Consider the following 324-nt stretch of genomic DNA (forward strand, 5'->3'; position numbering starts at 1 on the left):
GCATATGACCTCACGCGCCACTACCGCGACGAGTTCGTGCCCGTGCGCAAGCGCATCTCCGACGAGATGCTGCTGCGCTACAACGGCATGCTCGTGAGTGTGTTCGAACTGCTGGCCGATGCGCGCGAGCAGGTGAATGCCGTGAACGGCTACATCGACGCGCTGCGCGGTTACTGGATTGCACAGACCGACCTGCAGATGGCGCTGGGCGGCAAGCTGCCGACGGCTGAAGCGAATGCGGCCACCACAGCGCCGAACCCTCCTCAAGGACATTGAACATGGTTTCCCGACGTCAATTTCTCGGCGGCACGGGCGCGGCCATGC

General features: G+C 63.6%; 1 protein-coding gene. It reads left to right on the forward strand.

Annotated elements, in window-relative coordinates; translation table 11 throughout:
- On the forward strand, positions 1-276 hold a 276-nt coding region (locus tag HX774_RS19590; RefSeq protein WP_218650551.1), incomplete at its 5' end, for a hypothetical protein.
- Positions 277-324 lie beyond the last annotated feature (48 nt).

The sequence above is a fragment of the Brevundimonas sp. P7753 genome, assembly GCF_013386595.1.
GTDB lineage: Bacteria > Pseudomonadota > Alphaproteobacteria > Caulobacterales > Caulobacteraceae > Brevundimonas > Brevundimonas bullata.